The sequence below is a fragment of the Wolbachia endosymbiont of Nasonia oneida genome (assembly GCF_009012935.1).
Classification (GTDB): Bacteria; Pseudomonadota; Alphaproteobacteria; order Rickettsiales; family Anaplasmataceae; genus Wolbachia; species Wolbachia pipientis.
This window is the reverse complement of record NZ_QESS01000006.1, coordinates 13,403-39,387: the sequence shown is the minus strand read 5'-3', so window position 1 is coordinate 39,387 and position 25,985 is coordinate 13,403. Positions and strand designations below refer to the sequence as shown.

Annotated in this window: 26 protein-coding genes and 4 pseudogenes; 10 read left to right on the top strand and 20 right to left on the bottom strand. The window is 35.1% G+C overall.

The window, feature by feature from the left end:
- Positions 1-231 precede the first annotated feature (231 nt).
- The 3 genes and pseudogenes from DEF52_RS03990 (at position 232) to wmk (DEF52_RS03980) (ending at position 2,976) form a co-directional block, all read left to right on the top strand.
- Positions 232-738 (top strand): hypothetical protein, encoded by a 507-nt coding sequence (locus DEF52_RS03990; RefSeq protein WP_151807935.1) that lies wholly within the window; start codon positions 232-234, stop codon positions 736-738.
- Between the two features lie 364 nt (positions 739-1,102).
- Positions 1,103-1,940, top strand: a pseudogene (gene wmk / locus DEF52_RS03985) (WO male-killing family protein Wmk).
- Between the two features lie 64 nt (positions 1,941-2,004).
- Positions 2,005-2,976 carry a WO male-killing family protein Wmk gene (gene wmk / locus DEF52_RS03980; protein WP_151807934.1) on the top strand — a complete coding sequence of 324 codons (972 nt, stop codon included), beginning with the start codon at positions 2,005-2,007 and terminating at the stop codon, positions 2,974-2,976.
- Between the two features lie 76 nt (positions 2,977-3,052).
- On the opposite strand, the gene DEF52_RS03975 is transcribed toward wmk (DEF52_RS03980), so the two are convergent.
- The 17 genes and pseudogenes from DEF52_RS03975 to DEF52_RS03900 form a co-directional block, all read right to left on the bottom strand.
- A complete protein-coding gene (locus DEF52_RS03975; RefSeq protein WP_151807933.1) occupies positions 3,053-3,655 on the bottom strand; it encodes a hypothetical protein in 603 nt (200 codons plus the stop codon).
- Positions 3,656-3,666: 11 nt separating this feature from the next.
- Positions 3,667-4,587, bottom strand: coding sequence for a patatin-like phospholipase family protein (locus tag DEF52_RS03970; RefSeq protein ID WP_151807932.1), 921 nt, complete (start codon positions 4,585-4,587; stop codon positions 3,667-3,669).
- Positions 4,588-4,607: 20 nt separating this feature from the next.
- On the bottom strand, positions 4,608-4,835 hold the full coding sequence (locus tag DEF52_RS03965) for a hypothetical protein (RefSeq protein ID WP_151807931.1): 228 nt from the start codon (positions 4,833-4,835) through the stop codon (positions 4,608-4,610).
- A 67-nt stretch (positions 4,836-4,902) separates the two neighbouring features.
- Positions 4,903-5,436 (bottom strand): ankyrin repeat domain-containing protein, encoded by a 534-nt coding sequence (locus tag DEF52_RS03960; protein ID WP_151807930.1) that lies wholly within the window; start codon positions 5,434-5,436, stop codon positions 4,903-4,905.
- A gap of 52 nt (positions 5,437-5,488) precedes the next feature.
- Complete coding sequence (locus DEF52_RS03955; RefSeq protein WP_151807929.1) at positions 5,489-6,433, bottom strand: contractile injection system protein, VgrG/Pvc8 family; 945 nt, start codon at positions 6,431-6,433, stop codon at positions 5,489-5,491.
- The gene (locus tag DEF52_RS03950) at positions 6,434-6,643 is read right to left on the bottom strand and encodes a tail protein X (RefSeq protein WP_151807928.1); all 210 of its coding nucleotides are present in this window, start codon (positions 6,641-6,643) and stop codon (positions 6,434-6,436) included.
- The gene (locus tag DEF52_RS03945) at positions 6,640-6,987 is read right to left on the bottom strand and encodes a phage tail protein (RefSeq protein ID WP_151807927.1); all 348 of its coding nucleotides are present in this window, start codon (positions 6,985-6,987) and stop codon (positions 6,640-6,642) included. Before DEF52_RS03945 ends, DEF52_RS03950 begins: the two co-directional genes overlap by 4 nt.
- Position 6,988: 1 nt before the next feature.
- On the bottom strand, positions 6,989-9,304 hold the full coding sequence (locus DEF52_RS03940) for a phage tail tape measure protein (RefSeq protein ID WP_151807926.1): 2,316 nt from the start codon (positions 9,302-9,304) through the stop codon (positions 6,989-6,991).
- Positions 9,286-9,417, bottom strand: coding sequence for a hypothetical protein (locus DEF52_RS06770; RefSeq protein WP_272897548.1), 132 nt, complete (start codon positions 9,415-9,417; stop codon positions 9,286-9,288). The genes DEF52_RS03940 and DEF52_RS06770 overlap by 19 nt, the downstream gene beginning before the upstream one ends.
- Positions 9,414-9,671 (bottom strand): phage tail assembly protein, encoded by a 258-nt coding sequence (locus DEF52_RS03935; protein ID WP_007303022.1) that lies wholly within the window; start codon positions 9,669-9,671, stop codon positions 9,414-9,416. Before DEF52_RS03935 ends, DEF52_RS06770 begins: the two co-directional genes overlap by 4 nt.
- Before the next feature lie 82 nt (positions 9,672-9,753).
- Positions 9,754-9,927, bottom strand: a complete 174-nt coding sequence (locus DEF52_RS06580) for a type II toxin-antitoxin system RelE family toxin (RefSeq protein WP_237357345.1) — start codon at positions 9,925-9,927, stop codon at positions 9,754-9,756.
- A 92-nt stretch (positions 9,928-10,019) separates the two neighbouring features.
- Positions 10,020-10,220, bottom strand: coding sequence for a hypothetical protein (locus tag DEF52_RS03925; protein WP_007303020.1), 201 nt, complete (start codon positions 10,218-10,220; stop codon positions 10,020-10,022).
- Between the two features lie 61 nt (positions 10,221-10,281).
- Positions 10,282-10,788: a phage major tail tube protein gene (locus tag DEF52_RS03920; RefSeq protein WP_151807924.1), complete on the bottom strand. Its 507-nt coding sequence runs from the start codon at positions 10,786-10,788 to the stop codon at positions 10,282-10,284.
- A gap of 15 nt (positions 10,789-10,803) precedes the next feature.
- Positions 10,804-11,970, bottom strand: coding sequence for a phage tail sheath subtilisin-like domain-containing protein (locus DEF52_RS03915; protein ID WP_151807923.1), 1,167 nt, complete (start codon positions 11,968-11,970; stop codon positions 10,804-10,806).
- A gap of 266 nt (positions 11,971-12,236) precedes the next feature.
- On the bottom strand, positions 12,237-13,613 hold the full coding sequence (locus DEF52_RS03910; RefSeq protein WP_151807922.1) for a hypothetical protein: 1,377 nt from the start codon (positions 13,611-13,613) through the stop codon (positions 12,237-12,239).
- Positions 13,610-13,795 carry a hypothetical protein gene (locus DEF52_RS03905; protein ID WP_151807921.1) on the bottom strand — a complete coding sequence of 62 codons (186 nt, stop codon included), beginning with the start codon at positions 13,793-13,795 and terminating at the stop codon, positions 13,610-13,612. Before DEF52_RS03905 ends, DEF52_RS03910 begins: the two co-directional genes overlap by 4 nt.
- Before the next feature lie 4 nt (positions 13,796-13,799).
- A pseudogene (locus DEF52_RS03900) lies at positions 13,800-14,237 on the bottom strand (hypothetical protein); the annotation flags it as partial.
- A gap of 92 nt (positions 14,238-14,329) precedes the next feature.
- Here DEF52_RS03900 and DEF52_RS03895 point away from each other — a divergent pair.
- Positions 14,330-15,585: pseudogene (locus DEF52_RS03895) on the top strand (IS4 family transposase).
- 223 nt (positions 15,586-15,808) lie between these two features.
- On the opposite strand, the pseudogene DEF52_RS03890 reads toward DEF52_RS03895, so the two are convergent.
- From DEF52_RS03890 to DEF52_RS03880, 3 genes and pseudogenes are all read right to left on the bottom strand, one after another.
- Positions 15,809-16,567: pseudogene (locus DEF52_RS03890) on the bottom strand (hypothetical protein); the annotation flags it as partial.
- A gap of 12 nt (positions 16,568-16,579) precedes the next feature.
- On the bottom strand, positions 16,580-18,514 hold the full coding sequence (locus DEF52_RS03885) for a DUF4815 domain-containing protein (protein WP_151807920.1): 1,935 nt from the start codon (positions 18,512-18,514) through the stop codon (positions 16,580-16,582).
- A 16-nt stretch (positions 18,515-18,530) separates the two neighbouring features.
- On the bottom strand, positions 18,531-19,205 hold the full coding sequence (locus tag DEF52_RS03880) for a hypothetical protein (RefSeq protein WP_151807919.1): 675 nt from the start codon (positions 19,203-19,205) through the stop codon (positions 18,531-18,533).
- A gap of 250 nt (positions 19,206-19,455) precedes the next feature.
- Between DEF52_RS03880 and DEF52_RS03875 the strand changes: the two genes are divergently transcribed.
- The 6 genes from DEF52_RS03875 to DEF52_RS03850 are packed head-to-tail and all read left to right on the top strand — an operon-like array spanning position 19,456 to position 25,557.
- Complete coding sequence (locus tag DEF52_RS03875; RefSeq protein ID WP_151807918.1) at positions 19,456-19,944, top strand: sigma-70 family RNA polymerase sigma factor; 489 nt, start codon at positions 19,456-19,458, stop codon at positions 19,942-19,944.
- Between the two features lie 52 nt (positions 19,945-19,996).
- On the top strand, positions 19,997-20,800 hold the full coding sequence (locus tag DEF52_RS03870; RefSeq protein WP_151807917.1) for an ATP-binding protein: 804 nt from the start codon (positions 19,997-19,999) through the stop codon (positions 20,798-20,800).
- Between the two features lie 22 nt (positions 20,801-20,822).
- Complete coding sequence (locus DEF52_RS03865) at positions 20,823-21,626, top strand: AAA family ATPase (RefSeq protein ID WP_151807916.1); 804 nt, start codon at positions 20,823-20,825, stop codon at positions 21,624-21,626.
- A gap of 32 nt (positions 21,627-21,658) precedes the next feature.
- The gene (locus DEF52_RS03860; RefSeq protein ID WP_151807915.1) at positions 21,659-22,150 is read left to right on the top strand and encodes a hypothetical protein; all 492 of its coding nucleotides are present in this window, start codon (positions 21,659-21,661) and stop codon (positions 22,148-22,150) included.
- Positions 22,135-23,364, top strand: a complete 1,230-nt coding sequence (locus DEF52_RS03855; RefSeq protein WP_237357344.1) for an AAA family ATPase — start codon at positions 22,135-22,137, stop codon at positions 23,362-23,364. Before DEF52_RS03860 ends, DEF52_RS03855 begins: the two co-directional genes overlap by 16 nt.
- Before the next feature lie 39 nt (positions 23,365-23,403).
- Positions 23,404-25,557, top strand: a complete 2,154-nt coding sequence (locus DEF52_RS03850) for an AAA family ATPase (protein WP_151807913.1) — start codon at positions 23,404-23,406, stop codon at positions 25,555-25,557.
- Positions 25,558-25,985 lie beyond the last annotated feature (428 nt).

The following is a 25,985-nucleotide window of genomic DNA, read 5'->3' as shown; positions in this document are numbered from 1 at the left end:
TATGAGACCAAATCGCTGGTTTCAAGGTCATGAGTCTCTACCAGACTGAGAGGCGCAACATTTGGTTACGATCTGTTAAATGATAAACTTGCAAGCGAAATTTACAGCAAACTGCAACCAAATATTCAACCGCAGATAAATGAGCGACTTCAAAAGCTGAAAGAAGCTGGTGAAAATGCTGTTCAAGGAGGAAGCGTAGAAGAGGTAGAAATAGACAACGATACATTTTATATGAAATTTTCTGGTGGTAGAGTAGAGCCTGCGAAAGTAATAGAAGGTACAAGCAATTTGGGTCTAAACAAAGGATGGATAGAATCAGGAAGTTACATAATAAAAATAGACAATGGTGAAATTGAAGTAAGAAGCGAAAAAGGAGGTACAAGAAATTATGTTGATCTATCAGATAACAGCGATTTTCAAATGACGCTTCATTCAAGCCTTGGTGAGCTAAAAATTAGATTGTGCCACGATGCAGGAAATTACGGTCAAGTACAAGTAATAGTAGAAGACAAAGAAACGTGGGAGAAATTACAAGAAGAAGGAGGAGAAATAATGGAAAATTGTCTGTTAGGAGGAAAGACGATCGAAAAGGCAATAAGAGAAGGAGGTTTCACACGGTGTGGCATATGGAGTGAAAAGAGGGCCACAGAAGAAATAAAGGCAGTTGGCAAGAATGAAACATTGTCGTGGGTGGATAGAGTACATGGGGGTAGTAAAGCAACCTCTGTGGAACGTTAAACAACCGAATTCCTTCTCCACTTACAACGGTTACTTAAAAAGAGTGGAGAAGGAGGTTTTTAATTAGGGGGTATACGTAGAAAAAATTTACAATAGAATTTAAAGTTAAAGCTGTGGAATTAGCTAAAGGGTCATGAGCGAGAACAGCAAGAGAGCTAGGCTAGTGGATTAGGTAAATGGATAAAAGAGTATAAAAAAAGCTCTAAGATAAGCTTTAGTTCCTGAAGGTAAGGCCGGCCTCCCGGCTTTACCTTTTTTTGGACGATTTGGATGTCTTAAGTTTTTGCAGTTAAAAATTAAGGAAGAACTTTAATAAAATTTAAGAACAGGATATATATTTGTTTTAAAGTTCGTGTGAAAAAGAGTGGCTCATGATTCTATAAACTACAGAGTAAGGCAAGAAGTAAGAAATTGTAGGTTAAAGCAAGGATATACTCAGAAGGATCTAGCGAATAAAATCGGTGTAAAGTACTGGCTAATATTGCAATACGAAAAAGGTGGACGTAGAATTCCAATTAAAAAATTATATGCCATAGCAGAAGCATTATCAGTTAGTGTTAAAGATCTAGTTTCCGGACAAGCAGTATCAAAAAGTTATCTTGAAGGAGAAGAGATAGCAAGAAGATATAAAGAGATTAAGAGTCAAGAATTACGCAAAATATTTTACTTATTAACAAAATTCATCCGGGTTAGTGAAGAAAGTAGTGGAAAAGCAGTGAAAGCGGAAAAGGGTTTAGTTAAAGAAGGAGTTTCTGTTTCGCGCTTATCTATTGGTGAATATGAGGAGAAAAAAATTCCTATTCCATACAAAGTAGGGCAAAAGATAAAAGAGTGGAGGTTAAGACGAGGACACACCCAAGAAGATTTAGCGAATAAAATCGGGGTGATAACAAATCAAGGAATATACGAATATGAACAAGGACGAGCTGCTGTTTCACTTGAAACATTAGATGAAATAGCAAAGGTATTATCAATTAGTATCGTAGATTTACTTCCCGAATCGACAGAAGATGAGGTAGAGCTATCAAATTTAATAGAAGAATACAAAAAGATTGAGAGTCAAGAATTACGCCGCATACTAATAGAATCTTTATTTGAAGGCATACGGGTTTGCGAAGAAAAGGTTAGAGAAGCAAAAAATTGCAAAGAGTCTAGTTAAAGAAGGGGTTTCTGATCTCGCAAATGGCTGGTTTATCTGTTAAAATTTTTATAGTAAAATAGTCTAGCGTGTTGTATATATAGGTTTGTTTCTGTAGATGAGGATATATGTTTACTTCTGTAAGAAAAAGCGATTTTAATCCGGTTGGTTCTATAAACTACGAGATAGGACAAAAAGTAGAAAGTTGCAGGTTAATACAAGGGTACAATCAGAGAGAGTTAGCAAGTAAGATTGGGTCAACGTACCAAGAAATAAACAACTATGAGCTGGGGTATAGCCATATTCCAATTGAAGAATTATATAGAATAGCAGGGGCACTATCAGTTAGTATTATAGATCTACTTCCAGGACCAACAGAACTAAAAGAAGACAGTTGGTATGAAGATGAGGATGAAGAAATAGTCTATCTAACGAAAATACATATAGAAATTAAGGACCAGGAATTACGCAAGAAGCTTTATCCATTAGTAAGATTTGTATATGTTAGCGAAAAAATTAGTCAAGAGGAAGCGAGAATAGAAGTAGCAAAAAATCTAGTTAAAGAAGGAGTTTCAGTTGATATTATTTCTCAAGCGACTCGCTTATCTAATTACGAATATGATGATACAGAGAAAGAAATTTGTACTGATTCTGTACTCTACAAAGTGGGAAAAAGGATAAAAGAGCAGAGATTAATATGGAGATACACTCGAGAGGAGTTAGCAAATAAAGTCGGGTCAACATCTAAAGAAATACACGACTATGAACAAGGATACACAGACATTCCAATTGAAATATTAGATGAGATAGCAAAGGCATTATCAGTTAACATTAAAGCTCTATTTCTTGAACCAACAGAATATGAAAATGAGCTATTGAGGTTCATAGGTGGATACAAAGAAATTGAGGACCAAGGATCAAGGGATGTATTGGATGCGTTAGTCAAATCTCTATCTGAAGGAATGCAGACTGGCAAAGAAAAGGTTAAAAAAGCGGAGAAAATCAGGGTTGCAAAGGATCTAGTTAAGGCAGGTATTGCTGTTGATATTATCTTGCGAGCATCTGGACTAACTGTTAGTGAGTGTCCAAAAATGAATTGAATTCTGGATTAAAAACAGAGGTACTCAGAAATAATGTATTAAGATATAAATAAACGTAGTTATTTACTTAATAAATCTATTTACCATCTCTGAAAATTTGCTTAGATTTCGGTTGTTCAACAGATACCTCTTCTAGCTTTTCTGGCTCAGCTTCGGATCTTACTGCTAATTTGCGTTGTTTAATAAACTTCTTTAATGTCTTGACTGCAATAAAATTAATACTGAAAACACATGCAGAAGTTATTGCTAGTGCTGGCAGAGGAGTTAGACTGAATGTTGGTAAAATTGCCACGATTGTAGCAGATGTTAGTAAAAATGCTAGTCTTTTGCTCCCGATTATCTTGTTTTTCTTGGACTTTATGGGGTTTAGGCTTTTTATTTTCCCTTTTAGCTTTTTGAAGCCTTTTTTGAACACTTTGCCTCTTTTCAGCTCTTTTTCTACGGGTTTTGTTTTTAAGCTTTGTATTTTTTCTTTTATTCCTTTTTTATCTTTTTTGACATTTTCTGCTTTAGAGGTTACTTTCAAGCATAGGCTAGGTTTCACCACAATTTCAGAGAGCGGTTTTGGCTTATCGTTTGAAGTTTTAGCTTCTTGACCCTTAGTATGCTTTTTGGGCGAAACTATGTTTTTTAAACCTTTCTTTGCTTTGTGGTATAATTTCTTCAGTTTACTTGGCATTTTTATGTAAATTAAGATACGATATCGCAAAATTTATCGATTACTTTTTGATTACCTTCTATCATTGCATTTGCCTCCTGCTGCAGACATTTAATATTTTTAGGTGTTACATTATCCATCTCAGCCGACGCTATTGTCAGTTGTGATTGTATCCTGATGTATCTGTCGTCCATTACATTACTTAGCTGGTAATTCACTACATCAAGACTCGAAGCAAACATCACATTTAACAGAGGCTTTATCCAGGCTATCTTTCCTAATTTTCTGTACTTTATTCGATTAGATAGCCTACCTGTGCCAATTGACACCAGCACTATTTCTTCATTAGGGAAAAGTTTTTTACTATTTGCATAAGCACAAGCCGCTGGGTTATTGGCAAACACTCCTCCATCCACTAGCACTCTTTTCTCTTGCTTAACTTCTAAATACTTAGGTGCAAAGTATGTTGGTGCTGCTGTTGTGGCTCTGAGTGCGTCTTTTAACTTAATGAAATTCCTATCCTCTTTCCAACTTTTGAAGAAAAATGGACAATTATTGTGAATATCATAACTTGTAATCATTACATTACTTAAAGTGTTTTGTAGGGTATCATCACCAAAATATTTATCCAGTACAGATTCAATATTTTTATGTGGGTATTGTGCACAGTTAAACCAAGATAGTATTGATCGCCTCAAGAATGATGACTTGAAAATATATGCTCCGTACTTTTGGTAAAGCTCAACTAAATCATTTGCTGAATATTGGGGATTTCCCCGTTCATCTTTTTTACATAACCCTGCTACAACAATTCCACCAGTTGAGGTTCCTGCCATTAAATCAAAGATTTCAGCTATCGGTTTCTTTGCCCTCTTTTCTATTTCTGCTAGTACAATGGCTGGTATGACGCCTCTAATGCCACCTCCATCAACGGATAAAATGTATTTAATCATTGTGAGTTTAGGTAAAGGTATTAAGATTTAATTTTTCCGCCTAGAACGTGTAATTTAAACTCATCCAATTCCTCAGAAAGATTTTTTACCCTTTCCTCAAGCACTAACACTTTTTCCATTAAACCATATTCAATAAGTTTATCGTGAAATTGTACCCTTGAGTCTAATTTGGATAACCACCATATCAATGCTACGGTTTGGATTAATATGGTAATAATTACCGTAATTGGGATTTTTTGCTTTTTCATGTGAAAATATTAACTTGTTATGGATAGTTTTAGAAGTTTATATACAGATTATAGAAAACTTACAGCTTTAGTGATTACTTTTTGTTGATTCGTATCGGTCCTCTGCTTCTGCAAGTAGCTTAATGATTTCATCATAAGGTTTGTCCTTATTATGCCGTGATCTTAATACAGCAATTTTCCTTGGTGTTTTTCCATCTGTATCTCTAATGGTAGGGTCTGAACCTTTGTCTAATAAAAATCTAATTATCTCCAATTTGCCTTCATATGTAGCTGCATGTAAAGGTGTCCATCTTTCATATTTCGTAGCATTTATATCAACTCCTTTTTCTACTAGGAATTTTACAACCTCTGCACATCCCTCTTCTGCAGCATAATGTAGTGCTGTTAATTTAGGGATCTGCACATTAATATCTAATAGATTTTCTACTAAGAATTTTACAGTCTCTAAGTTACAATTTTGAGAAGCAATGCGTAATATCGTTTTATAATTATCTGCAGCTTTTGCCTTCATGTAGGAATAGGTAGCAATAATACATACTATTACTGCTATAAGCCACCAAAAATGCAGCTTGTTTTTTGTATCTTGACCCAATTTATCCATATTCAACATCTTTTTAATATTAAATAGATCATTTACTCATTTTTTATTAACATTACTTACTCAAAGATGCTGACAACATAGTAAGGTAACCTGAGCTATTTAAAGTATGCTCCGCTCTGTTAACTATCCATTCACCATCTACCGCTTGATTAAAAGCTATAAGATTAAGTTTAGCTTCTGCAAATAACTCTGGATTACCAGGTATAGTGATATCCAATACTGCATTATTTCGCTTTAGTTGTTTTAACTTAGCATTTGCTGCACTCAACGCTGACTCTGCATTAGAGTAAAGTTCCAGCATAATATAACTTGGCTCGCTACTACCAACTGTTTCTTTAATAGTTTCGCCCTTTTCATAGCTGTGCCATTTTGCTACTACTGAATTATACTTATCACGTACGGTAAAATGCACTTTCCAATTTATCGTGTCTTGAGGTCTAATAGCTGTTGTTCCTAAAGCTTTTCCAGTTGCCGATTTTGCTTTGCCTTTTGGAATAAAAAGTATATATCCGCCAGCTAGCTTTGCCATTCCTTCACGCTCTGTTGCGATCTTTGTTAACAGACTTATATCACTTTCATCTATTTGGTTAATATGTGGTATCAACACATTTTCAAATTCTTCTGCAACTCTGCATCCATATCCGTGCTTTTCTGCTATTTCCTTAACCAAGTTACCTAGAGTAATTTGATGCCATTCTTTAGATACTTTCTCTTTTAATGATAGTCTTAAATTTGTTCCATGACCCTTTATTAGCAAGGTTTTAGGCGGACTCTGCACCGTAATTTCATTAATTGTATATACACCCATGGGCATCACTCCGATTTCCCTGTACCCTAAAGAAATATTCAATTCATTCGGAATATTTAAGTTTTCATCTCTGTAATCAACACACACTTCAACTACATCGTCTATTGTTCCTGATTCATCTGTAAGGCGCAATGATATGACTCTATCTTTCATTGATTCACATTTATCTATTATAAAATCTGGCTGCATTTATTCCCAGACCTTTAATTTTGACTTTTGTATTATTTTCTGAATAGTAGGAAGCTTTATCTTTAATCTTGCAGGCAAAAAGCTTCCGTATTCTGCAAGGCCTGGATTTTCAAGCAATACTTCCTCCACTGCTCCACTACTATACCCATAATGCTTCCAGCAAATCAGGTCTAGCATTTCTCCTTCTTTGGTTAAGTAATATATAGTCATCTATAGCTCTTCAAACTCAAACTAAATTCAACTTTTCTTGGTAGTCCATTAGGTAAAAAATACATCTGCTTTTCTTCTAACCTGGTAATTACGAACTGTCCTAAAATATTACCTAAACTATCTACTAAAACATGTGGTTTTTCAGCTTCTTTCATATTCTTTAATTGATTGAGCCCATTGAGATTATGTAGATAAATCGTTCCTTCTAAATCTATATCTTCTATACCTTGACCGATATTTTGTAATAGTGGCATATTTTCAATACACTCAATTGTGCTCCAACGATTTTCTCTATTATACTTTAAACTTGTTGGAGCAAACTTATACGGACCAAGAGACAACATTTTAATAAACAGGGTCTATGGTATCAAACAGAACATCACGTGATTTTTCTCTTATCCTTTTTATTACTTCATCAGCAAGGTTACGAACATCTTGATTTGGTGCTGCTTGTACACTTATGTTGAAATAATTATGTTGAGTTTGGTTAAAAGTTTTATTTTCATATTTGCTTTTTACGTACTCTTTCAGATTGAGATCTTTCTCATCTACTATAGATTTCTTTTCTGCAATAGCATGTTTAATTTTAACATTATTCCAGCTATTTTTAGAAATTCCTTTCATCACACTATTATTTGATAAAGGATTCCCATTATTAAAAACACTATTTTTAGAAAGTAAATTGCTAGCTTCTCCATCAACTAACGAAATAACAGTTTTTCTCTTCTCAAATTCTTTTATTGGACTATTTTCTGACACTTTCCCAAATACGCTACTAACTGTATCTCCCACCCATGAAAAAGCCTCTCCTATCGGTTTTATGATTGATTTCCAAAAACTAGCAAAGAATTCCTTCACTTTTTGCCAGTTAGTTATCACAAGTGCTGCACCTGTGATAAGTCCAGTAATTAAAAGTCCTATAGGATTACTCATTACAGCAAGTGTTATTGCTCTTAGTCCTATTATTACTGCAGGAAAAACTGTAGCTGATAAAAATGAAAATACTCCAAGTAGGTTTGCTTTCAGACTAAAAATCGTACTTCCTAGCAATGTAAATCCGTATCCTAGTCCTACTGCTACAATTTTTAAACTTATCAAGGCTGCTACAGTACCCATGATCGCCGTGGTTAAAGTTGGATATTTTTCTGCAAACTCTGCTATATATCTAGTTTTTTCTTGTAAAAATTCAGCTATAGATTTTAAAGTAGGCAGCATCACTGAGCCCAGGTTCATACCAACTTCAGCTATTGCATTTCGAAGAAGTCGTAATTTATTAGCTGTAGTGTCTGCACGATTTTTGAATTCTTCTTGTAGAGAGCTCTTGTACTTTTCTGTATTAGCCAATAACTTTATTGCATCTTCGTATTTGTTAAAACTTCCAGCTAATAATGCAATATCATCTTGATATTCCTGACCGAAAAGTTTCATAAGGATTGTAGAACGCTCCTGGTTATCCATTTTCTTTAGAGTTTGAAAAAAGTAAAGTAGTGCTTCTTCCCCATTTTCACTTATCCTTTGTACCATTTCTTCTGCGGCTATGCCCATTTCTTCTAGTGCTGCCTTAAACTCTTTTCCTTGACCTTCAGCAGTTTGAAGCTTAGAAAGTAAAGCATTTATAGCAGTTGCAGCTTTCGCTGGTTGTTTGCCTAAGCTAATGAAAGCATTTACTAAGCTGCTGGTTTGTTCAAACTTTAATCCAAACTGTTTTGCAGTACCACCAACTATAGCAAGCGCTTGTACCATATCCTTTACTTTAGCAGCAGTGTTATCTGATAAGTGATTGATTACATTACCAACGTGTTCCATCCCACTAACATCAATTCCATAAACATTTGAAAGTTTAGCTATGGAATCACCCGCTTGCTCTGCAGACATATCAAATGCTGTTGACATTTTTGCTACTACTTCTGTAAACTTAAAAAGGTCTTCTTTCTTGATACCAAGTTGACCGCCGCTTGCAGCTATTTGTGCCAGTTCTGCGGCTGATAATGGTATAGTACGTGACATCTCTTTTAACTTCTTTGCAAATTTAGTTGCTTCATCCGTTCCTTTTTTAAAATCTACCACTTTTGTAACATCAGCCATAGCACTTTCAAAGTCAATCGCAACTTTAACTGGAGCTGCAAGCGTTAGCCCTAGCCCAATAGTCTCTACAATTTGTGACTTAAAATGTGCTTTACTTGCTAAAAAACTTTGGTGACTACGTATTGCAGACCCAAGCTTACCATACTTACCTTTTAGCACTTCAATAGAAGAACCAAGTTTATATTGATCTCTTACTAAGGATTTAATATCCTTTCCACTTTTCCTTACTTCTTCATTTAATGAATGCAAAGCATCTCTCTTTTTCAAATATGCTTCTTTTGCTTTTGTTGCAGAAAACTTAGCTTTATCAAACTCAGCTTTTAAAGTTTTGCTTGGTTTCTCTATTGTTTTCATTTGTTTAGCTAAAGATTTTACCTGATCTTCAAAGCACTTCCAAGACCTCCTGCTAGTCAAAACATCACTACCCAACTGCTTAAACTTTGATACTGATTTTAAAGATGAGTCAAGCTTTCTTATATTCTCACCAAGACGGGTAAGTTGACTACTGCTTCCCTTTATTACAGTATTAAAACTGTCATCAAGTACCGCACCTATTTTTATTGATAATACTGACATTTGAACTCCCTAGCTAATTTGCTCCATGAAATAAACTCACTAATCTCCATATCAAGAATGTGCTCAACTCCACCACCTATGATAGAGCCAAGCACTAGTATTTCTAATCTCAAGTTTTTTGGATAATCGGTGAAAAAAAATCCTTTAATACCTCTTGAACTTTCACATAATCAGCAATATCTAACTCTTCAATCGCTTCTTTTGCAACTGATGTCAAATTGGCAGTCAAAGTTACTTCCTTACTCAGATCACTACCATTAAGGCGTTCTATTGCCAAATAGTCTCTAACTTTTGGACGTCTAACAGTAAGTTCTGAGACAGAAATACCATCAACTGTTATTGGGTTATTAAGTGTTATAGCTTGCATGTTCCTCCTTAAAAAGTTAATTAAATAAAAGTCTATATCGGTTTTACATAACTAATTTCTTTGTATGGTGCTATAAATAGGATTAGCTTTGATAAGAATCTTTTCTGTGTTCAATTGAAGTAATAACTACTGTATGTTCTGGTACATCTATATAATAAAGTATACGATAGGTACTCACCCGTAGACTACGTTGTCCACTTAAGTTATGCTTTAATGGCTTTCCAAGTCCAATTGGATCAACTGTTAGACGCTCCATTATTGCCTTCTTAATCATTAACTTTACTTTTGCTGGAAGAGCCGGAATGTCTTTCTTTATGACAGATTCTGAATAGTCTATATTGTAAGGGCTTAATCCCAGAAGGCATCTTGATGTTTAACCCTCTTTTCTTTATAGCGTTCGTCAGCAATCTTAGATAATTCCATATCTTCAATTTCTTCTTCCATTAATTCAGTTAATAACTTTAAAACGGACTTGTCTTGAGATTGTGCTACACTAACAAGTAAACCAGTTAGCTGCTCTATGGAATTTGTATGAGCTTTAGAATCCATATTAACTATATACCTACAACTTCTTATATTTTAACATTTTTATGTAATTTTGTCAACTATATCAGATGCCTAAAACCGTTTGCAGCAAGGCCATCTGATCAACACCATTTATCTTTCTAATCATATTTTCAGCATCGATTTCTATCAGCTCATTGCCATTTATCGTAAGTTTGTAGTAATGGGCAGCTACAGTGCATTTGAGCGTTGCTTTTTCAGCAGGTTTCCAGTTACCAAAATCAAATTCTTTAAAAATGCCTCTTAAATTGATTATTACTGCTTCAATATCATTACTTCCACTACCTTGCATTCCACCACGGAGCGTCAAAGCTACTGAATTTCCATTTATCAACCCAAATAGCCGAAAGAGCTCTGTATCGTATTCAGAAAAAGTAAAATCTGCTTCTAGCTTTTCCATGCCCATATCAATATTTATTGGAATATCCATACCACCAGCTCTATATTCTTCAGTTTTTATGGTAAGCTTTGGCAGAGTTATTTCATCTATTTTTCCTGCATAACCACGACCATCAACAAATATGTTAAAATTCTTTAAAATCTTTGGTAGCATTTCTCTTTCTCCTTTTTACAATATTGCACCACTCACAAGATGTGACCTGAAAGTAATCTGTTCTGCTGGATATGGTGGCATGAACTCAAAATCAAAAGACACTTTCCCGCTTGCAATATTTGCCGGTGTATTGAGTTCTGGTGTTGCATAACATTTTCCGCTAATAATCGCCCCTTGTGCTTTTAAACTTGCAAGGTAAGAATTCACCCCCTCAATCACATCATCTATATAAGTTTTGGTAATATTGCGATCAACTGCCCATAGATGAGCTCGAAGTAGACTATCATTGATTAAATCTGCAGTTCTTCTCACTGACAGAAAAGCCCATTTCGAATCATTTGAACATGTTCTATTGCCCCAAAGCCTGTAGCCATTTTGATGAATTATCGTTGTTACTTCATTTTCATTTAAATGGTTTGCTCTACAATTTGTATTACCGAGCGTAAAATCAATAGGCCTGCTTGTTCCAACAATACCATTTATCTCTTTGTTTGAAGGTGAATGCCATAAGCCTTGTTCGCTGTCTATTTTAGCTATTAAACCTGCTACAAATGGGCTTGCCGGTTTTTCTTCCCCTTCAAATACCTTAACCCATGGATCAACAACGTAAACTCTTGAGCTGCCTACACTTTTTCTCCATTTTATTGCTTCTTCATCATTAGTATTTGGTCCATCTGCAACAATAATTGCTCTTAATTTTTCTGCTATGGAAATTAAAGCACTCACTACTGAATTTACTCCATCTATTTCAGGTAACTGATGAGTAAACTGAGGTGCAATTAATATTCTTGGCGCAACATGAACTATGCTTTCACTGCTGAGAAATGCCTCAATTCCCTGATATTCTCCGGTTTCTTTATCAACTCCACCAATTATATTTTGAATAGTTTCACTTTCTTTGAGCTTTGGATCACTGTTATCACTCTCTTTAACTCGAATAACCACTACTGTTGCACCAATTTGGGAAAATATTCCATTTACTGCAGAAGGTAAACTTCCACTCTTTCCAAGTCTTGCTGCTTCTTTTAAGCTTCCTGCTATCAGTACTGGTTTATTCAGTGGCACGTTCGCTTCAGGAGCAGTACCAATTACACCTATCACTGATGATTTAGCTGTGCGTACTGTTCTTGACCCTGAGGTTACCTCAATAACATTTACTCCGTGTAAAAATTCCTCTGTCATATAGTTATCTGCTAAAACTTGCTCTTTAAAATTGTCAAGAAAACTCTTTTAATTTTCTTCTTCTGATTACTACTTTTTAAGATTTAGTATATTTATTAAAATAAAGACAGAAACTAGAAAGTATAGAAAATTTCGCATTTTGCAATAGCTCTTCTTAAATATTCTTTTTACTGCGTTGAACAATTTTTCCCACCTGTTAAACAATTAACAATAAAAATTCTCTCTGGCTTGTTTTAAAGTATTTTGTTTTCAACTTATATGTTTTTTTAATGCCAAAGTTTATATGTTGCATCTAATCCTGGACATTGCCACGCTCTTAGTGTTCTCTCTACATCTATTTCAAGTCCTGTAGTCAGAAAATTGCTGCGAAAGTTATATATTCCCCACTGAATAAATTGACCATAGATTGTGCTATACATGTGCTCACTTGCAAAGAACTCAGGTGTCTCACCAACTCTTTCATTTCCTGAGTGAAGATTGGATGACGTATAAAGTAACACTGTAACAGTTTTTCCTGCTGGAATGATTATGTTACCTGATGCAATAAATTCAGGACCGCTAATTTCATGCTGGTAAATACGTGTCCAAGTAATTCTCGAAATCTCTGACTTCCTTGTATTAGTTTTATCAGGTGTACCTATAAATAATCCTGCTCCTCCATAATTAACTTCATCTTTATACCACATTGCAGATCCAACAAAGTTTAGAGTTTTACTTATATCTACATTGCTTGTGTTTTTTACGAATATTACTCCCAATGCAGCATAAGGGTATTTCAACATATTGAATTGCTCCGAAAATCCATCATACATGAATCTTGGGTATGATTCTCCATAGATAAATGTACCTTTACTTCCTTCTAAAAAACTGAGTTGTCTTGGCCGATAAAAACTAACATAGCTTGTATCATATGTGTGAGTACCTGCTAGTAGTTGCAGCATATAGTCTGTTTTTGTTACATCACTACTCCACTGACCAAGCTCAGTTGTAAAAGTTCCGTGACCAAAGTAATTATTTTTTCTACTTAGTACACCAAATAAAAAAGGTAATGCTCCAGGTTCAATCATATGACGATTTCTTACTTCTTTCATGATTGATGAGCCACTTGGTACATCATTAACAGTACGGAAGTTATTCACTAAACCTTTAAGACCATCTTTATGATCATTGCCAACACTATTTATTGCTGCAATATTGGCATTCTTTCTCGTATCAAGTAGCGATAAATTTGTTGTCCCTTTTTCATCAATTCTCTTTAATAACTGCTTCTCTGATTCAGAGATCACTGCTAAAGAACTAGCTTTTTTATTATCCAGATCAGTTAAGTGTTTTTTTGCACTATCAAGAAGTTCTTTTAGCTTACCATCTGTCATCTGTACAATTTCAGAAACCGCACTTTTGTCGACTATTGATTCCAATGCTTTAGCAAGATATGCTAGTTGATCTGGTGTACTATTTGCTGCTAAATCCTTAAGTCTTTTTTGTAGTGCATCAATTATTTCTTTTACTTTAGTCATTTGCACAACGTTGGAAATAACTTTTTTATCTGCTATCAGTTCTAGCGATTTTGCAAGATATGCCAGTTGATCAGGTGTGCTATTTACTGCTAAATCCTTTATCCTTTGGTATATTGCTTCTTTCATTCCCAAAAATTCAAGAAAGTTTCAAAATTCAGTCGTTCAAATGCTTTTTTAAGATTGTTATCTCTTTCACTCATATCTTCATCTATCTTTTCTATGGCTGTGCGGATACGGACCACATCTTGAACAGCAATATTTTCTGGATGCGGCAAAGGATATCCTCTGCTTGTTTTATCATCTGACATTCTGCTATGTGACAATGATTCGTAGATTTTTGACTTTTGGACGATAGACAACCGTTCCACTTAAAACCAATTTTATCCTTGTCTCATTACCATTAAAATTTGATAGCACGTGAGTTCTTTCCACCCAATTTTCTCCGATTGGTTTTCCCGCTGTTAAATCAACTAACTGCCATTTTTCCACCCCCTTCTGCACATATGCTTTAACATCTGCAGTACCAGGTATTAGCGCATCATAGGTAATGGTAATCTTAGTGTTAGAGCCGGCGGTAATGCTCCTCGTGACATAATCTCCGGACTCTGAAATATTTCCTAGAACTAACTGCAAACCTGGATAAAGTACTGGACTTCTTTTTTTCCCACCTTTTAGGTTTGCTTTTACTGTTAGTTCTCCAGATAGTCTTTCACGCAGTGCAAGCGGCAAATTATCAGACAGAAAACTCTCCACTGCCATTAAGTTAAGGAAAAAAGATAGATTTTATGGGATAATGATGTATACCAATAAGTTTAAAGGTAGTATGAGTAAAAAAGGCAGTAATAAAATTTATTCAAAATGAATTGGCAAGTCTAGAATTTATAGAATCCCATAAATCATCTTCAAAAGATTTTATGAGAAAGAGGAAGTTATCTTTTATTGACATATTTATCTTAATTTTAAGAAAAAGTGTAAAGTCGCTGCAAGTAATACTAAACGAATTTATTTTATATAGGAAAAAAGACTATACCGTTACTGCTAGTGCTTTTAGTCAAGCAAGAAAAAAAATGAAACACAGTGCATTTTCAGAAATTAACGAAGGTGTGGTTTCCTTGTACTACCAAGACCAAAAATTTAAAACTTGTTTTGGCTTTAGAGTGTTAGCTCTTGATGCCTCCAAAATCATTTTACCAACAAGCGTTGAAATAAAAAATGAATTTGGCTCAAGAAAAATACGTAACCAAAAACCAAAAGATTTAGGTGATTATGCAAGTGCAACCTTTGCGGTTTGTTAAGATGTGCTAAATAATGTTGCCATAAGGTCAGTGTTAGATAGAGGTAACACTCATGAAATTAACTTAGCAGATGAAATGCTTAAAGTTGTAAATACTAATGACTTACTGATTTGTATATTTATCTTATAAATTTCTTTCTAGCCTTACAAAAAGAAAAATTGCTTATGTCATTCGATGTCCCAGATCATCTTTTAATGAAGTGAATGCTATGTTTGAAGAAAAAAGCCCATCTAGTGTTGAGGTTACCATATGTGCTCAGCGTAAGATAAAACAAGAAAATAGTGGAATAACGCTTCAAAGTGGTACTGCCATCTGGTGAAATTGAAGTGTTAGCTACATCATTAATGGATGAACAAAAGTTTCAAACTGGAGGATTTAAGGAGTTATATTTTTTACGCTGGGGAGTTGAGACATTTTTTGCAAAACTCAAAGGAAGACTAAGTCTAGAAAATTTTACAGGAAAAAGTGTTGAGTCTGTTAAACAGGATTTTTGGTCAGCTATCTTTATTAGCAACCTAGAAAGTGTTATGACAGAAGATGTAGAAGAAGCGTTGAATATGGACTTAACCGATGATAAGCTTAAGAGGAGCATTAACAAATCTGTCTCATTTAACGCGATCAAAAACTTGGCTTTCGACATTTTTGCTACGGAATCAGATACTGACTGCATTATGGATCAATTATCAAAGCTATTTTTGATGAACACTTTGGCGGTAAGAAAGGGAAGGAAAGTTGATCGTCATAAGGTACCTTATCTTCGTTCGTTCAATTACCAAAAAAGGGTTAGAAAACACATATTTTGACTAGAGGTAGTATTCATATCTTCTGATAATAACTGGGTAGCTTATTGCCATAGCTCCTGTAAAATGACTTCTAAACAAACTATTTCTTAAGTAATTTACACTTCAGAGTTTATCTGCTTTAAAGTTTACTCTATTCTGTTTCAGTATTTGTCATAAATCCTTAATTATTTCTGACTTTTTAGTTCAGTTTTTAACCATTCTTTCCTTAACTTAATGGCAGTGGAAAACTCTCTCCCCCTTTTTCATCTACTAAAATAAACTCTACATTCGTATCAAAACCCACTTTTTCAACATTTGTCAAAGCTATTAAGTCTGATGTATTATTTGCAGTAACTTTCCCAAGATCAAAAAGGTGAAAAAATTCGGTGAATTTTGCAGCTAGTAGTCGAAAAGTAAGGTCAAAATTCTGATGCGCTGTCCACGTACTTGCATTGCTCGATGAGAGTAATACTCCTACTTGATATGGCTGACTTGTTACCCAACGGCTATTTACTGCATCATATTTGCCAAGTTCTGCTACTTTGACCGCATTTTCCCCGTCATCAGTAAGTAAAACTATTGCATATTCCTGCTCTGCATGACAAAACACTGGTGACCAAGTTGTACGTGTTGCTGTGCCATCAGTATTGATCTTGGTTGGCTCGATGGAATTTTCAGCAATGACTGTTTGCGAGGGCACTCCAACTGTTGTTTCCCTAATCTGCACAACAACACGTTTTTTGCCTTTATTTGTAAACCATAGCTCTACACCTCCTATATGCCTACTCTCATCCAAGGTAAATGTTTGTGCTAAAGGATCAACACGTTTGCTGGCAAAAACTCTTCTTCGCTCTTCTATGGTAATAGTTTTTTTACCAGTATACGTTGCTTCTCCATAACTTCCCTTATCCCCATAAAACTGTACTAATTTAGTACCTGCTGGAATATTTGCTGGTACTTTCACCTTTCCCTTTAATTTTCCATTGTTGTTAGCTGTGAGCATATTTTTTACCTCTTACGCAGTAGGCTGAATGAAGATACCATCGAACTTCACCTCCTTGAGCTTTTCATTTGGCTCAAAACCTTCAATTTCAAAATTCTGTACTGCTTCTCTCATAAATTCAGCTTCATATGAATTACTTGACATCAGCTCTGTTGTTTCTCTAGTATTAAATACTCTGGTTACTGGACTTTTCCAATTCGTGGTAACCTCTGTCCAGTGATCAATGTTTTTATTTATGGTAATTTTTGCGGTTACTTTATCAAAAGCTTGATATGGATTAATTTTTTCACTTTTAGTCTGTAAAAGCTGTTCCAATACCGGCTCAAGTTCATATGGCAAAAGATATCTTTCCCCACCTTTTTCAATATCTGCAACTTCTACATCTATTGGCAGAACTAGCTCTCTATTTACTATCGCTGCAGTCTGCACAATTCCTTGATCACGCATATCATCATCGAAGAACGAATCAACAAATACTCCTTTTTTCGTTGTAGGTTCTCTTGAATTTGCATCACTGCGTAAACGCTCCTCTGCAACCAGCGCATAAAGATCATTTATTCCTTTTTTCATTGCTTCAAGCTCATTCATAGGTACAGCATGAATAGCATTGTTCACTACTTTTACTTTTTCGCCTTCTTTCCATGTCTGATGAATATAGCAAAGCAAAAGTTGTCCGTTAGGTGCTTTTGGCATTGATGGTCTCCAAGAGTGGGAAATTCCTTTTATTCTTCTTACCACTCCTTTGCTATCGATAGTAATTAAATCAAAGCGGGGCATTTTCCAGGTGTAATCAATTAGAACCAAGCTGTTATCAACTGCTCCTTTTACTTTACACCCCTGCTCACTTATATCTTCAGGACTTACATGAGTGCGACAGCGGTAAGTTATTTGATAACTACTTCCAGGAGCTGGTTCTTTGCCTGGTAATGACCAATCAACGTTTCCTGCGTTTAGTTTATAATCTATGCTGTTTTCATAAATAACATTGCCTTGTTTAATTTGAATAATTTCAAGTACTGCAGAGTCAGGTATCGGATCAATGGCTCCTGAATATGAACCGTGAGTAATGGTAATAGTTTTTTGAACAGTTATATCTACTTTTTTAATTTCACTTATTGGAAAATCATTAACCTTCAGTTCCATTACTCTTTGGCTATTTGGCTGAAAAGTATGTGGTTCTGATTCAACTGATTTTATATCTGGATCTTCATCAAAAGAAACACGAATACTATGAGGTAACTCAATTTCATAACCATCAACATGAGCCTTGCCCTCATTAATCACAAATATTTTTTTCCCCTTTTCGTCCCCTTCTTCTCTCTGCAAACACATTACTTCTAAACCGTTTACTACGTAAGATCCATTTGCTTCTTTGTCATAACGAGCAAGAGCAGTAGTTACTATATTTGCTTGTGGTGGCGGTGAATGTTCTATCAATACTCCATTTTCAATGTTATAAATTGGATAAAATTCTCCATTTACAGAAAAAGGGGAAGAAACACCTTCAGCTTGATAACCCCAAATGGTAGAAACTTTAAGCCTTGCAGCTCCTACTTCCTGATAGTTTCTTGTACCAACTGCAGGATCACGAAGATTTTCGTCCTCAAGTTCTGTAATGGTAGATTCTAGATAATAAATACCTATGCGAGCTATAGTATTAAGAGGAATAACAAATTTTTCTTCCCTTACCTTTCTCACCGCTCCACGCAGATAGATTTTTCCTCCTTCAAGTGTAACTTTGCCAGTTTCTCTATCTATAATACAATTGCTTCCTGTTATAACATCGCCATCACGAAATATTGCATCACCTATGCCTTTAAGCTTAGAGAGAGCATACTCCTGAGTCTCGTTTAGTTCTGCAGACTGTAGACCTCTTCCTGCTAGAAACAAGCTTTTTTCGTATCCTTTGTCAGGATTAAAGCGGTTATAATAGGCGTTTAAAGTCATTTTATGCTAGAAAAATTCAAAAAGTTACAACAAATGAAAAAGTTTCCCGAGTTGCAGATGTTCTGATAAGTGGTACTGTATGTTCCAAAATCAATAAAATCCCATGGTCTTCTATATCTTGAGGTTCAAAATATCTCTGTCCTTCAGGTAATTCTTTTTTTACTTTAGTACCAACCATAACCCCTAGCTCTCTGATTACTCGATTTGCTGCATCCGTGAAATCGAAAGTGAATTTGAGAAAAAGATTATTGGTTGGTACATCAGAAGGCCTAAACCTTCCAGAAGGAGTCAAAAGCTCTCCATTCTCATCACCTGTGCAAAAGAGAACCTCATCTGCAGTACGTCTGCCAAGTTCATTCAAGAGCTTTATAGAATTTATAGGTTCAGGTGGTGTGCTTTGAGTATATTCTACAGTAACTGCACTATTTGCCGTGATAGAGCTATTTTCCGTACGTTTTATTACACCAGTACTACTATCAACTGTATTTGGCTGATAAGTTGTTTGTCCGATAAAAACTTTTACGTCTTTAATGGGATGGTGATCTAGGGCTATTTTATCCTCAACAAAAACTTTTTCGACTTGATGACTACTTTCCCAATTGGCATCACCACTGCCCCAGGCAAGATGTAGAGACTGCTCTTTTATACTTGCTGCTATTGCTGCTCTTCCTGATTGTGTAAGAATTGACACCTGTGATGAGTTTGAAAGGCTTATATAATATATATTCAGGATTTGGAAAATTTTTGTCCAAAAAAAATGAATTTTTGCCTAATTTTTTATTGCAGTATTATTTGAAAATCGAACTGTATTATTCTCGAAAAAAAACAATAGAATATCAATAGGTTAAAATTGCATCTGTATTATTTATTTTTGCTCCTGTCCTACAAAGTGCACCTATAAGTTCTCATCCTTAAAGCATTAATTGTTTTAGGGAAAAGTTATGAAACTAAAAACTGCCATAGTTGTTCAAAATATACGGTATCAAGCTAAGAGATTAAAACTTTTTGAATGCTTTGCTCATGAAACTCATGAAGATCTTGAGCAAGAACTTTTCTGTGAAATTTGGACTTATCTTGATAGATATGATGAAAGTAAAGGTAGCTTTAACACTTTTGTAGCAAGATTAACTGAACGTCGTGCCAACAACTTATTAGAGAAACAACTATGTATAAAACGCAATATTAATAACTACATCAATATTGAGAAAACAGAAGCTTTTGAAAATGAAGTAGCGAAACGTACTGATGTAGATTACATGATTTCAACACTACCAAGAAAGATGCAAAAGATATGCGAGCAACTCAAGTACTTTAACTTATATGAAGTTGCTAAGATGAACAACATATCAAGAACTACTTTAAATACTATGATAAGAAAAATACGTACAAAACTCTCTTCCATCTACTACAAGGGCAAAAAGAAAAATTGAACATAAATTCTACCTTTCCTGAATATATAACATATAACATTGAGGTGAATAAATGACTTTTAAAATTTTAAACAATAATGAAAGACTGAAAACAACCACAGGCATAAAAGTAGTAATTTTTGGTCCTTACGGTATTGGTAAAACCAGCCTCTTAAAGACTATAAGTGAACCAACACTTTGTCTTGACTTTGAAGCAGGTCTGCTTGCTGTTCAAGATTGGCAGGGAGATTCTATTAGTGTTCGTACTTGGAATCAAGCTCGTGATATTGCTTGCCTAATTGGTGGTCCAAACCCTGCACTAAAATCTGATCAAGCGTATAGCCAAAGACACTATGAGCACGTATCAAGTAAATACAATGAAGAGTTTTCTAAATATCGATGTATTTTCATTGATAGCATTACCGTAGCATCACGTCTTTGTCTCTTATGGGCAAAAATGCAACCTGAAGCTTTTTCTGAGAGAAGTGGAAAGCAAGACATGAGAGCTGCTTACGGAATACTTGCGCAAGAGATGATGGCTTGGCTCAATCAGTTTCAACATATCAGAGATAAAGACATCATAATAGTTGGCACATTAGGTCAATATCTCGATGACTGCAATCGTCCAACTTGGCTACCTCAATGTGAAGGAGCTAAAACTGCTAGTGAGATTCCAGGGATAGTTGATGAGGTAATCAGCATGGTTGGAATCAAGAAAGATGATGGTACAGAGAAACGTTCATTTGTCTGTCAGACTATTAATACTTGGGGATACCCTGCTAAAGATCGAAGTGGCTGCCTTGATATGGTTGAAGAACCGCATTTAGGTAAATTACTTGCGAAAATTAAAGCCAAAACCTTGGCTTCTGTTGCCTAAATTTAATTTTAAAAGGAGTAATATGGAACAAAGCTTTTTCAACATCGGTCAAAAAATTCCCTTTTTCAGTGTGAAAGAATACTTGAATGATCAAACGCCAATACCAGAAGATATAATCTCACCAAGAATTTTAACGAAAAGAGGTCTATTGGTACTGGGTGGCCCACCTAAAATTGGCAAAAGCGACTTTTTGATCTCTTGGCTTGTTTACATGGCTGCTGGTAGATCATTTCTTGGTATGGCACCAAATAGACCTTTAAAAATTTTCTACATGCAAACTGAAATTGAATATGAATATATGAAAGAACGTTTGCAACAACTTCAACTGGATAACGAACTTTTGAACATAGCTGCCAATAACTTAATCATTACGCCAAAGGTGCACTTATCATTTAATCATGATGAAATAAGTGAAATCAAGGAAATCGTGAATGAACGCTTTAAACCTGATGTTTTGGCCATAGATCCATTGCGTAACATCTTTAGCAGCGAGTATGGAAATGAAAATGATAATAGTGCTATGTTATTCTTTCTGCAAAAGACTCTTGAAAAGCTACGCAGTGCTGTCAATCCAGATGCTTGCATTGTACTTACTCATCATACAAAAAAATTATCGAAAAAGATGCTGGAAGAAGATCCATTTCAGGGTTTGAGCGGAGCTGGTTCTTTGAGGGGATTTTATAGTACTGGCATGGTAATGTTTGCTCATGATGAAGAAAGTACTGTACGTCAAATAGTATTTGAACTGCGCAATGGTGAACGTGTAGCAAGCAAGCTTGTTGATAAGATAAATGGTCATTGGCAGCTTGTAGACCAATGGAGTTGATTCTTTTTTTTACTTAATTTATAGGGAACAATATGCTAACAGATTTTTTAACTGATTTTAATAACGTGAAACTGCAAAGCAGTTTAATACCGAAAGGTACAATAGTCAAGGTAAAAATGGCAATAAAGCCGGGAGGATATGAAAGTTGGTTCACTAGGAGTCTTTCTACTGGCAGCATCTATTTAAACGCTGAATTTACCGTCACTGAAGGTCCATACGCAAAACGCAAGATTTTTCAAGTAATTGGTATTAAAAGTGGCAAAGCAAGCGTTGAAAGAGAAGATACTTGGGGAGAATCTGGTCGTTCTATGCTTAGAAGTATTTTAGAGTCAGCACGAAATATTCATGCACATGACACTTCAGAAAAAGCAGTTATTGCTAGAAAAATCAATTCTATAGCTGATTTTAACGGGTTAGAGTTTACTGCAAAAGTTGGTATTGAAGCTGATCGGTATGGAGAAAAGAACAAGATTGCTACTGTTATTACTCCAGAACAATCTGAAGTTGATTGGTTGCCATTTTGAAGTACGACGAAGAGAAACTCTGGATTGCTGTAATTGAGAGAGCTATCAAAGATGCAGCAGGAAAAAATGCAGAGCTAAAGAAAGAAGCAATTGAATGGTTTGATTCGGAGTCTTTTGAAACTGTTTGTGAGCTAGCTAATCTCAGCTCTAAACGTATGAAAAACATGTATGGGGGTTTTATGTCTAAAAAGGAAATAAGAGCGTTATTAATTGATAATATTAAGGGATGTGTATCTCATCTAATTCCAGATGGTAAGTTTTACCAAGAGAAGACTTATGTTGGCAGCTTAAATGGAGATACCATTATGGTCAAAATAGTAGGTAAAAAAGCTGGTAATTGGCGTAATTTTACCACAGGGACTAGTGGTGACATTATTGATCTTTGGACTTTAATTAAAGGTAATATAGATTCTGCCAAGGAGTGGTTAAATACTAAAAATACTGAGAAATTACAAAATAAAGAAGCAAAGGGGACAATAAAAAAAGGGGAAAAGGCGTTTTCTGTAGGACAGTATTTAAGTGATCAATCTCCAATGCCGAAAGATGTCATAGGTCCAAAAATCTTAACTCCAGGCGGTCTTTTAGTTATCGGTGGTACTCCAAAAGTTGGCAAAAGTAGCTTTTTACTTTCTCTATTAGTACATATGGCAGCAGGAGTACCATTTTTTAAGATGACACCTACAAGACCGCTTAGGATACTCTATCTACAGGACGAAATGGGATATGACAACATGAGAAGGCGCGTGCAGGAACTCAAAGAGCTTACGAGTTTGGCAAAAGAAAACCTGGTTATTACTTCAGAAATAAAAATAACGTTGAATGACGAAGGAGTAGAGAGAATCAAAGATATCATCGTGAAAAATTTTGGTACAAAGATGATCGATCTTATTGCAATAGACTCTCTGACAACGCATCTGATGCCACTTTCTCTTTTACGGAGTGGGATTGAAAAATTACGCTCTATCGGCATTGGAATAATCATGACCCATCACACTAAAAAAGTATCTACAGCTACACTGGAAAAAAATCCATTTCAAGCTTTGGTTGGAACTAATGCATTAAGAAGCCTCTATACATCTGGTATAGTAATGTTTCAACCTGACAGACGTAAAAATATCCTGCAGGTAGCGTATGAACTTGGAAACGGAAAACCTATACCAGCAAAATTCATTAGCAGGGTTAACGGATGTTGGAAGACTATAGCTACTGCTTAGTTTCAATTAATTAAATTTAAAATATATTTAGAAGATTTTATGGATATCTATTGTGATTTTAGTACTGCAACTCCACTAAAGAATGGACATTATAAGCCATTAGAGGAGAAAGAACAGTTAAAAGATCAACTTCTACTAAATATCAGGTCTTGTCTTTCATACCTATTACCAAGGGGAACTTTTCGTTGCGATAAGTTTTATGTAGGCAATGTACGAGGTGATAAGGGAAAGAGTCTAGTAGTAGAATTAAGTGGCAGTGAAGCTGGCCTATGGCACGATTTTGCAACAAAAGAAGGTGGTGATATTATTGACCTTTGGGCAGAAGTACATAGAAAAAGCACTAGAACAGAGTTTCCTGAAGTAATGGCTTCTATAGGTGAATGGCTTGGAAAAAAACATACTATAGAATACAAAAATCTAGAACAATTTTTAACATGCAGTTGGAATTACTACGATGAAAACAATCAAGTTATTATAACAGTCTACCGTTATGACACTCCTGAAGGGAAAGAATATCGCCCTTTTGATATTAAAGCATTGAGTTATAGAGCACCAAAGATAAGACCTCTCTATAATATTCCAGGTATTCTTAAATCTGATAAAGTTGTTTTAGTGGAAGGAGAAAAATGTGCTGAAGTTCTAATAGAAAAAGGAATAACAGCAACAACAATAATGTCTGGAGCAAACGCAGATGTTAAAAAAACTGATTGGTCACAACTTAAAGGCAAACATATTATTATTTGGCCTGATAATGATGAAGCAGGTGCAAAATATGCTAAAAATGTTGGAAATAAGCTTTTAGAAATTGGAATTGCATCACTTGCTGTGCTTGAAATTCCTCAAGATAAGCCTGAGAAATGGGATGCCGCTGATTGTGTAAAGGAGGGTATAAGCATTGAAGAATTTTTAGCTTCAACTCCTTTGCTTACTATTGATACCCCATCTACTGACATTCCAAATACTTCAAATATGAAAAGTTTAGAAAGATCTACAAAACAGCCGCTTAACATTTTAGACTGGAGTGTGAGTCGTTATTTAGGTTCAGTACCAATACAAAGGTTTCTTGTTGAAGGTTTATTTCCTTTAGGTGTTACCTCAATAGTAGCTGCTATGGGAGATACAGGTAAAGGTATGCTACTCCTTGACTTGGCACTTAAGGTTGCAAGTGATGCAGATCAGATATGTGGTTTTGGTTCCCTTGTTACAGAGCATGGATCAGTAGTGATTTTTTCAGCAGAAGATGATGCAGGTGAGATACACCGTCGTCTTGATCGTCTTGATCCTAGTAGCAAGAGAGCAGAATATCAAAATCGATTATTTATTATACCTATTCCAAATACGGGAGAGCCCTTTTCTATAGTGAAAAGCAACATGCGTGGTAAATGTCCTGAAACTTCAGATAAATTTGAAGACATCTGTAGACAATTAGATAAAGTAAAAGATCTAAAACTAATAGTATTTGATCCACTAGTATCATTTGTACATGCTAATATAAACTCAGATCCAGAAATGGGATATTACGCAATGGGGTTACTTGCAAACTTAGCAAATGAAACAGGAGCAGCTGTAATTGTAGCACATCATATGAGAAAACCCAAGTGCAGTGAACCGATTACGACTGTGGAACAGGCAAGAGATGCGATAAGAGGTACAACTGCACTTGTTGATGGTGTGAGGTGTTCTTTTGCATTATGGCCTGCTTCAAAAGAGCATCAGAATACTGTGTTTAATACATTAAAGGTTAGTAAAGTTAATAATGCAGTATACCAAGGAGCTATAGTTAAGTCTAATGGAGCAACAGATAGGAATATAAGAACTTACTTACGCTCCTCAACTGGCTTGCTTGAGGATATATCTGAGGAATTTAAGCTTGGAAAATTATCTGATGAATACTTAAAAAAGATACTGATGCAAGCTATTGCAGTGTCAGCAGAAGAAGGTCATCCGTTTACTCATACAGGTGGACCAGGAGTGTTTCAACAACGGCATAGATTACCAGCTGCATTTCATGGTGTTAGTAGGCATAGACTTGAACGTTTAGCACAGGAACTATTAAACGAAAGAAAAATAGTAAAAGGTATGGCTACAAACTCAAAAGAGGATAAATGGCTTGATATTAAAACTGGTTCTTTTGCCAAAGGAGAAGGTAAGTTTAAGCTAGGTGCAGGAAGGTTTGAAATAGGTAACTTCTAAAAAATACTTAAAGCTCACTTATAAAAGTTTTGTGGGTTCATTTTGTCTCTCTGAAAGTAAGGTTTTAAGAACAAAAAATGAATTCCACATGACCAAATTTCCATGATTTCCGGAAAATTTATCAAGATTTGGAAATTAGAGTATATTCACACTTAAACTATTGAAATTCGTTGATTTTTAGCCATCTAATATAAGAAATATTACGTTTCCATTTCCAAAAAATTTAGCTAATTTGGTAATACTCAAACCCGCTACAGTGGCTGATTTCCACTTTCCGAGAATCTTATATATTATATATATATAAATAATAATAAATGATATAATAATAAACTAATATAAAATACAATAACTATAGTAATGGTTCATAGTAACTTTTGAGCAAAAAGAAAGAAGTTTGGAAAAGTAGTCACTAATAAAAATACAACACA